The following is an 8,330-nucleotide window of genomic DNA, read 5'->3' as shown; positions in this document are numbered from 1 at the left end:
TAAGTTAGATTTAGACCCGAATTTAATTTTAAATCACCCTAACCTTGCGTCAGTCCTATCCTATGGTACTCTCGCTGCTTAAAAACTGTCCGAAGTATTGCTAGAGCATTTTGAGGAAATTCCCGGTGAACTCTGGAGGCTGCTGTGTCCGCCTTCTGAAAGCTAAAAGTCAAAAGTTGACACTCTGTTCTGCTTTTTTACTTTTTATCTTTATCACAAGTTAGTCAATTTGTCAATATCAGTCTGACCTGTCTTTGAAAGTGCAATTTCATTACAGTCTTAGTATGGCTTCTTTGAAGTCGAATTAATGGAAACACCTGCATTTAGGTTCCTCCCAAAGTAAAAACCGTTGGCAATTTTGCCAGCGGTTTTTACTCGTTAACAGGTTCAGAGGCTATACAACAAGTAACAATGTAATAAGGTGTGTCAGGGAGCATTATTTCGATTCCAAACTAACAATTTCACAACTGACGCATAAACTAACAAACGGTGCGTCAGAACGATACTTTTCGTGTTGATTCAAAATTTCATAACTGACGCACCCTACCACTAGGGATACTGCACGCTATTGCAATTCGTCTGTTTCCAGGTGGTTGAGTACCCAACCAACTATATCAGAATAAATATAGTATGCAGTAGCCCCACATCCCACAAAAGATGGTTTTTCCATATCTAACAATTCAAAACTTACGCTGCATATTTCACTCATTACCCGCAATATTTCATCCGGGTTGCAAGCTTTTATTGCGTCAGATTTTACTTGTTTATCTTCCGATTCACGATCTGATTTTAACATTTCCCACATAGTTGTTTTTGATACACCCTTAGCAAGGTGAATCATTTTATTTCTTTTGTTAACCCAATATTCTAACATCAGCAATGATTCTTTAATATATTCCCAATCTACAGGATCTCTCCCTTTAAAATTTACTAAAGTTTCAACCAATCTAGACTTGTCCCAGCGGTTTGTTAGCCAATAGGGTTTCTTGTCAAAGTCGTGGTTTTTAATTTTACTATTTTTGCTTGCACAGGGATAGAATATATCCCACAATTCTGGTTCAAATAAGTTTTTTTGCAACTGCAAATCATAGATTTCGCCCTTAAAGTATTTACTACCATCTAAATTAATAATTAAATAATTGAGCAACTCTTCATAAAATGAACTCAGGCGTGATAAAAAGTTGGCTACTTGATTTAATTCCCAATAAATACGACACTGGGTGTACAAGTTTAGCCAAGATTCATAGTTTTGTTCTAATTCTGCTAGCGCGGAAATTTCTGGATGGGATTTAAGAATATTTTTGGTGTCCGCGCGGTCTAAATTGATAAAGCCTAAACCTAAGTTGAGTGCTGCAATTGCTGATTTTATGGCATTTTTACTGTTTTCAATATCAGCTTTATTGACTATTCCATCTGGGAGTAAGTTGAGACTATTTTGCCAATCGTCAAGAACCAGAATAGCGCCGTCAAAATCCCAACGGGAAAGCAACTGTCTTACGGTGTTATATTTTTGGCTGCGGAGATGTCGCCAGTACAAGGTTAAGGTACAGTCAGAAGATTCTCCTTGGAGAATTTTCTCTAAGTTTAATTCGGGGTCGATAAAAACTAGGTTTTTAAAGTTTGAGTCTATGGCTTGAATTTGTAAGGCTGTGATCATATTGTTAGTGCCGCCTTTGATACTCACGAACACCAAATTATCGGGGGCTTTATGGTCGGTTTCAGCAGATAATAGGTTTAGTTTTTCATCTCTGACAATTTCTTTGATATGTTTTGCATATTCGCTGAGGAGAGGTTCTAATTTCCTGGCTTCTATTGTGCTATCAATAATTTTTGCTTCGAGTTTGAATGTTATTTTTTCTAATTCCAACCACCGTACTAAAATGTCATATAGATAAATTGTGTCTTTTTCATGTCCTTCAGGCTTTTCAGATGTGACTTGGTTGGTCACAAATATGTAACCTTTGGTTGCGCCGATACTGATAGCTTTTTGAATAGCACCCAAAATGCGGGCTGGTTTAATTCGAGGATGCCATTTATCGGGGTTTTCTTGGTACTTTTCCAATACAACTTGAGTTAATTTACGGCTAGTTTGTTTCGTGGGTTTTTCCATGTTTACGGGAAATCCTAAATCACGGTAAAGGATGGTTTCAATATAGCTGCGCTGTTTTTGGTAGTTCCACAATTCTTGCTGTTTGGATGGTAATTTAGCAATTTGTTCGCTAATATTGGCTTCACTAGGCAAATAGTCAATTGGTAAATAGTAATTTTCGCCTTCTATGGTAATTTGGATGGCGAGGTCGGAAGTGCCGATATTTGCAATTAAGATAGTCATGATTTTTTAGATTTTAGATTTTGGATGTTACTTTGTAGGTTGGGTTGGCAGGAAACCTAACAACCCCAACTTTAACAGATCAGCACTATTTTTTATCTCCCTGTTTGATGCGATTAACAAGCCAATTCCAGCCGCCGGTACTCAACCAAGTTAGACCTCCGGCTGCTACACCAGCTACTACACTTAATAATAAAATTAATATTGCTGGATGAATTGTATCTATTTTCCAAGTTGGTTTCAAGCTTAGGGGCTGTTGAATATAATTGGCAATGCTGGAGGCGATAATGCCGCCGATACCTACAGCTACGCCGATAACTTGAATTGTGCTTTCTAAGCGGCGGGTTTGCTGCATCAGGCTGTATTCGTACATATCACGTACTTCGTCGTTGACTTCTTGATATAATTCTTTGATTTGAAATACGTCGTGCCACTGGCGGTAACAGCGATGGTGGTGTTGGCGCTGCATTACTTGGGTGAAGTAGCCTCGCGCTGTGAATACTAATAGTTGATTGCGGATTTCTTCAAATACTTGTTCGCGCTGTCTGTTGCTGTGTTTATTTTCGTGTTTGTTGTCGCCGTCTGCTAACCAATTAATGGCTACTTTTGATGATAGCATCATTAGGGTAAAGCGCTGGTGCAGGGCAATGAGAAATAATAAAAAATATTGGTCGCGCAAGTGCGATGGCAAGGTTTTGCGGAAAAAGTCTGTTTGAGGGGCATCGGCTGCTAGGAAGCTGCCACCTTCTAGGGAAAAGATAAACCATTGTCGGCTGGCGTAGGGCAACCAAGCGGGATTGTTGAATTCTATGTCTTCTGGGGCTGGATTGTTGCCTTGTTTTTCATGGAATAAGTTTTGCAATTTATAGAGTAAAAGTTGGGTTTCATCGGCGGGCAAGTTGTCTGCGAATAATGCGGTGAAAGGTAGCATTTGTCCGGGGACAAATATTTCACTCCACCATTGTTGTGATGTTGGTTCGGGTAGGGAGTTGGGTGGTAATGCTGATTTTTTTAGTAGGTTTGTTACTACTTCGCCGAAGTGAACTTTTCCATTTGTATATAGGGTGTTGCCGCCTGCTATTTCTGGAAAAAATGGCTCGTATTGAGCTTGTTTTGTTTCGGGGTTGAAGCTGACTTTTCGCTGTGCTTTGATGTGGGTTCCTTGTTGTCCTTCGAGGAAGCGAAAGTAGTGCAGAAAGTTGAGCCAATCGTTAATGTCGTCGGAGTCTGGCTGGGTTCTGATTGTGAAAAATCCGACTCCTATTTGGAAGAGTGCTAGTTGAATTGCTTTGTTGCCTTCTCCTGCTTCGCCAAAGGTAAATGGTATTTCACCGATGGGGGTGATTAATTGCCATTGGGCTCGGAAGCCAAGGATGTCGCGGGCTACTTCGTTGAGTTTCCACAAGCTGGCTGTGGGGGGGTGGTTATCTGTGGGGTTGAGGTAGTTGGCGACATGGAATAGCAAGTCGTCTTTGGGAAAGGATTGGGATTCCCACAGGAGTTGGTTTTGTTTGGTTGGTATTTGGGCTTGGGATATGGCGGTTTTGAGGGTGGGAAAATTTTTGGTTTCAAATATGAAGGGGTAAACGAAATAAATGAATGACCCGTTTTGGTCTGCTGTTGCTCCGTTCAAGTTCACTGTATTATTTTGAATGGGTGGAAGGGTGAGTCTGGCTTTACCAATAATATAGATGTTTGGTTGTGGAGTGGGTTAGGTTTTTGGTGCGAATGAGGACTTACGCGCTACGCCAAAGAAACCGGGTTTTATCTAATTTGTCGGCTGTCACGAGGTATTTCTCGAAAAAACCCGGTTTCTGAGCACTGGTGGGTAGGTGTTTTTCGCTTTTTCGTGGGGGGTAGGTAAGTGCTGAAACCCTTATTCTGTCGTTCCCCCCCGCGAAATCCTTTTGCGATAAGGGTTTGGAAGGCTGATTTTAACGTCGAGTGGGGGTTTGTTGAGAATATTCTGTGTTTGTTGACAGAGAAATTTGACCCCCGCGAAAAAGTGCTGTAGACTTAGGTCAGGGCAAGGCTTCTAGGAGCTAGCCTTTGGACTTCTTTGTAAGTCGAATTAATGGAAACATGATCGATGTTATTCCCGCTGCGTTTGGCGAGTAACCGCTTTGGACTTCTTTGTAAGTCGAATTAATGGAAACTGTTGTGTTACCGTTGGTAACAACTGCTTTGTTAGATCTTTGGACTTCTTTGTAAGTCGAATTAATGGAAACATCTTATCTCCTAAGATGTAGGAAACGCTAGACCCATCTTTGGACTTCTTTGTAAGTCGAATTAATGGAAACTAATAGCTTTACCCGCTAAAATATTTTCGATGGAAAACTTTGGACTTCTTTGTAAGTCGAATTAATGGAAACATTGTAGTAGACTGTTTTGTGAGAATTTGTATAATCTTTGGACTTCTTTGTAAGTCGAATTAATGGAAACTTCTAGAATCAAACCCAAAGTCCTTGCTGAAGCTGCCTTTGGACTTCTTTGTAAGTCGAATTAATGGAAACGGATAGACGATCGATACTAATTTCTTGTATTTAGGGTCAACTTTAGACTGCTTTGTAAGTCGAATTAATGGAAACCAATAAATAAACTGGGCGATCGCGGGCCAAGGAATTCTTTAGACTTCTCTTGAAGTCGAATTAATGGAAGCAATAAATCCCTAGATATTTTTTAATATCTAGGGATTGTGTTTAAATATTTAGGAACGATCGAACTTCAATATAGGTATTCCAAGACTTACGCACTCCGCCAAATAAACCGGGTTTTTAGCGACTTTACGATGCTCTAACGAGGTATTTTCCTAAAAAACCCGGTTTCTGACCACTCTTGCATAAGTCCTATATTCTTGATTATCTGCGATAAACCTCAACAATGCGATCGCCAATATTTTTAATTTTCTCGACCAACTCCGGCGGTTTCACTACTTTAACACTACCGTTAAACCCGATAATCCACTGCTCGAAGTTGACATCATTTAAAGACCACTTTGGTAATACAACTCGAAACCGATGGGGAAATTTAGCATCTCCAGTTGGTTGCAAAGAAAACAGAGATTTAGAACCTTTAGGTTGTTTTCCTCGAACAGGAGGTGACATCTTCATTACTGGAAATCGCTTAGTTCCCTCAGCAACAAATCTAAATTTATCGTCGCTAAACCAAAGTTCAACTGTTATTTCAGCGCCCGATCGCACTTTTTTATCTGAGCTGAGAAACTGCTGCTGCAAACTAGCAGTTTTACCGAGAAATATCCCGGCACTTGCTGCTAAAAGTTGATTCAGTTTTTGTAAAGATTGTTCTTGAGTCTGGCGATCGCGCTTTTTCCCTTGAGTGCGACCTAAAAACAATCTATCTAGCCTTTCAAAACGCAACAAACCCTTATCTTGTTTGCTTTCACATTCAAACCCCAAATACCAAGCAAAGTTATAAAATACTATTTGCAACGGCCACACTAAAAAGAAACCATCTGCATCTCCCGAAAATCGACCGCCACCGACAAAGCGGCCCAATTCTAAGAGTTCTCCGCTGATAATTGCTGCTTCCAATTGGGCTAAATTATTTGATAAAGCCCTGTGATCGGAAATGCTGTCAGTATCGACAATGCAATGATTTGCGATCGCCCTGACTGGATAAGCATCAGGAAAATTAAGCTTGCTGAGTTTCATCCGTTCTTTAAACATTTCAAAAACTGCTAAAGCTGCCGGATCTTCTAAACTTTTGGCTTGAGATTGCAGAATTGCGAATACTTGATTGAGTTCGCGCTGCGATAAAATACCTGTGCCGGTAAAGTAGCCGTGGCGCAGGGCAAATTCTGGTAATATTTGATAAGGTTTTAGGATTTTTTCGATATCTTTTTGTACGGTATCCAAGCGTTTCCCGAAGGTAATATTTTTGGCATTAAGCGCCTCTGTCAATACTTTTTGACTGCGGTTTTCGGAGTTTGGCAAAAAGGGATGGTGGATGATAAATCGAATAATTTTTAACAGTCGAGTGAAGGGTTCTAAATCTGAGTAAGCGTGAGTGATTAGGTTTGAGTCTTCTATGATGGTGATATGAATATCGTTTTCTACTTGTCCTAACCAGGGCGGCCACGGGGGCACCACCCCTACAAGAGGGGGAATAATGGGATTTGTGCGATCTGGAGAAATAGTATTATTTTCAATGCCGATTAGTTTATTTTGTTGCAGCCATTGCAAGTCGATTGTAATTTTGTTATAATCAGCATAAATACTAGCTTTTTGTTGGTGCATTACAGCACAAATTTCATCTATAGAATCGGCAAATTGCGGTACTTTTCCTAAAATAGATTCTAAGATTTTTGGGTCGTTGATATGTAAGTATCCGATGCCGGGATAGCGGATAATTAATGCTATTAAATGCAGCAAGCGATCGAAATCTTGCAGTTTTGAGTATTGGTGGAGGGTAATTTGATCGTGTTTGGTGCGGTTGATGCGGTTGGTGCAGGCGCGATCAAGCTTTTGAATTTTGGTTTGAATGTCTGTCATGTCAAACTCGCCGTCAGTTTGGGGAATACTGTTGACGGCTGCAAAGCCTTCTGCCGGAAGCGGCGGGAAGTCTTTCAGGGATTTGAACATATCGGCGATTACTTTGTCTGGTACGATGCGATCGCGGTTTTGATTGCGCTGCTGGCAAGTTTCTAAGGGGGTTTTGAGATGCCAAGCCATCCATAATATGGGTTCTGATGTGCATTCCTCTGTGGAAATTAGGGAGGAATCGGAATTTAGCTGCATGAGGAGTGACATTCGCCATGCGCGTTTGGCGTTGGTAGCATCGTAGATGACTGGTTGCTTAAGTGCGATCGGGCTTCGGATTTGCTGTATAATTTGATGTTCTATTTCTGTCCAATTTCCCTGAATGCTGGCATTTCCGTAGAGTTGTTCGCGAATGCGATCGGTGGAAACAATCTGATAGTTTGCTAGGGGGGCTAGTTGTTGGGCAAAGGTGGATTTTCCGCTGCCTGGTGGGCCGATGAGAATGTGGCAAATCATGTTAGTTTGGGAGGGAATTGGGCATCGGGCATGGGGAATTGGGAGTTGGGCATGGGGAATTGGCAATTGGGAATTGGGCATCGGACATCGGGCATGGGGACAATTTTAAATTGAATAATTGATTAATGCGATCTAATCGAATATCACCCGGCGGTTGAAACCGCGTCTATACAAACGAAGTCCGCCTTCGCGGACTAAGAAATGGGAGGGGTATTTATTGCAGTCCTTCGTGTAATAATTGAGTAATAGCCCAGTCTTTTACTTCGCTGTAAATGTAATGATGGGTGGAAGTACGGACGAATTGATGCAGGTATTCTGGTTTGACGATTTCTAAATTGCTGGTGAGGATTTTTGCCATGTGCTCAATTATGCGATCGGGAGGACAAGTATCTAGATGTTCTTTTTTGACTTCCTCCTGATACAATGAGTTCATCCGTTTTTTTGACATTCCTTTGCCGTGATGAATCAATTGATTCCGATGGCTACACCAATAATCTAAACTTTTTAATAGCAAGAGAATTTCCTGCCAAGCTTGCTGCTCTGAGACTTGGTTACGCTGTAGAATTTTTTCACTGATGAAATTTCGCTTCTCAAAGCGGTTTTTCAAATAAGGAAAATCTATGTCAATTCCGATTTGTGTCGCAGATTTTTCTAAAACCCCTTCATAAAAAGAGCTCATTCTTGACAAAAAGTTAGCTACTTGGTCGAGGTTGTAGTAAATGCAACACTGGGAGTAGAGATTTAACAGGGAGTCATAATTTGACACTTGCTTAACTAACTTTTTAGATAACTTAGAGGCTAGCTGAGGATTATTTACCAAAAAATCCTTAGCAGTTTGATTGTCTAAATTCAAACAATAATCGCCAATTTCCAGAGTTTTAACGATACGAGACAGTAATTCATTGCTAGCTGACAATTTAGGGTCATTGATATATAGCAAGTCTAAATGATTCACAAAATTTTATTAAATACAATAGTTGTGGAGT

At 40.6% G+C, this 8,330-nt stretch carries 4 protein-coding genes and 1 CRISPR repeat array; all 4 genes read right to left on the bottom strand.

The window, feature by feature from the left end; genetic code table 11:
• Window positions 1-565: 565 nt before the first annotated feature.
• Window positions 566-2,332 (bottom strand): hypothetical protein, encoded by a 1,767-nt coding sequence (locus QT974_RS27215; RefSeq protein ID WP_333471527.1) that lies wholly within the window; start codon window positions 2,330-2,332, stop codon window positions 566-568.
• Window positions 2,333-2,417: 85 nt separating this feature from the next.
• Window positions 2,418-3,968, bottom strand: coding sequence for a hypothetical protein (locus tag QT974_RS27210; protein WP_333471526.1), 1,551 nt, complete (start codon window positions 3,966-3,968; stop codon window positions 2,418-2,420).
• 408 nt (window positions 3,969-4,376) lie between these two features.
• A CRISPR array of direct repeats spans window positions 4,377-4,988; the repeat unit is 35 nt; unit sequence CTTTGGACTTCTTTGTAAGTCGAATTAATGGAAAC.
• A gap of 199 nt (window positions 4,989-5,187) precedes the next feature.
• A complete protein-coding gene (locus QT974_RS27205; protein ID WP_333471525.1) occupies window positions 5,188-7,425 on the bottom strand; it encodes a WYL domain-containing protein in 2,238 nt (745 codons plus the stop codon).
• A 133-nt stretch (window positions 7,426-7,558) separates the two neighbouring features.
• Complete coding sequence (locus tag QT974_RS27200; protein ID WP_333471524.1) at window positions 7,559-8,299, bottom strand: hypothetical protein; 741 nt, start codon at window positions 8,297-8,299, stop codon at window positions 7,559-7,561.
• Between the last annotated feature and the right edge of the window lie 31 nt (window positions 8,300-8,330).

It is taken from the genome of Microcoleus sp. BM001215392 (genome assembly GCF_036700185.1).
Taxonomy (GTDB): Bacteria; Cyanobacteriota; Cyanobacteriia; order Cyanobacteriales; family Microcoleaceae; genus Microcoleus.
This window is presented reverse-complemented; position numbering and strand designations above follow the sequence as displayed.

Excerpts from the sequence above, each read along its gene's own strand:
- QT974_RS27215 (WP_333471527.1), bottom strand. The coding sequence starts at position 2,332 with ATGACTATCTTAATTGCAAATATCGGCACTTCCGACCTCGCCATCCAA.
- QT974_RS27205 (WP_333471525.1), bottom strand. The coding sequence starts at position 7,425 with ATGCCCAATTCCCAATTGCCAATTCCCCATGCCCAACTCCCAATTCCC.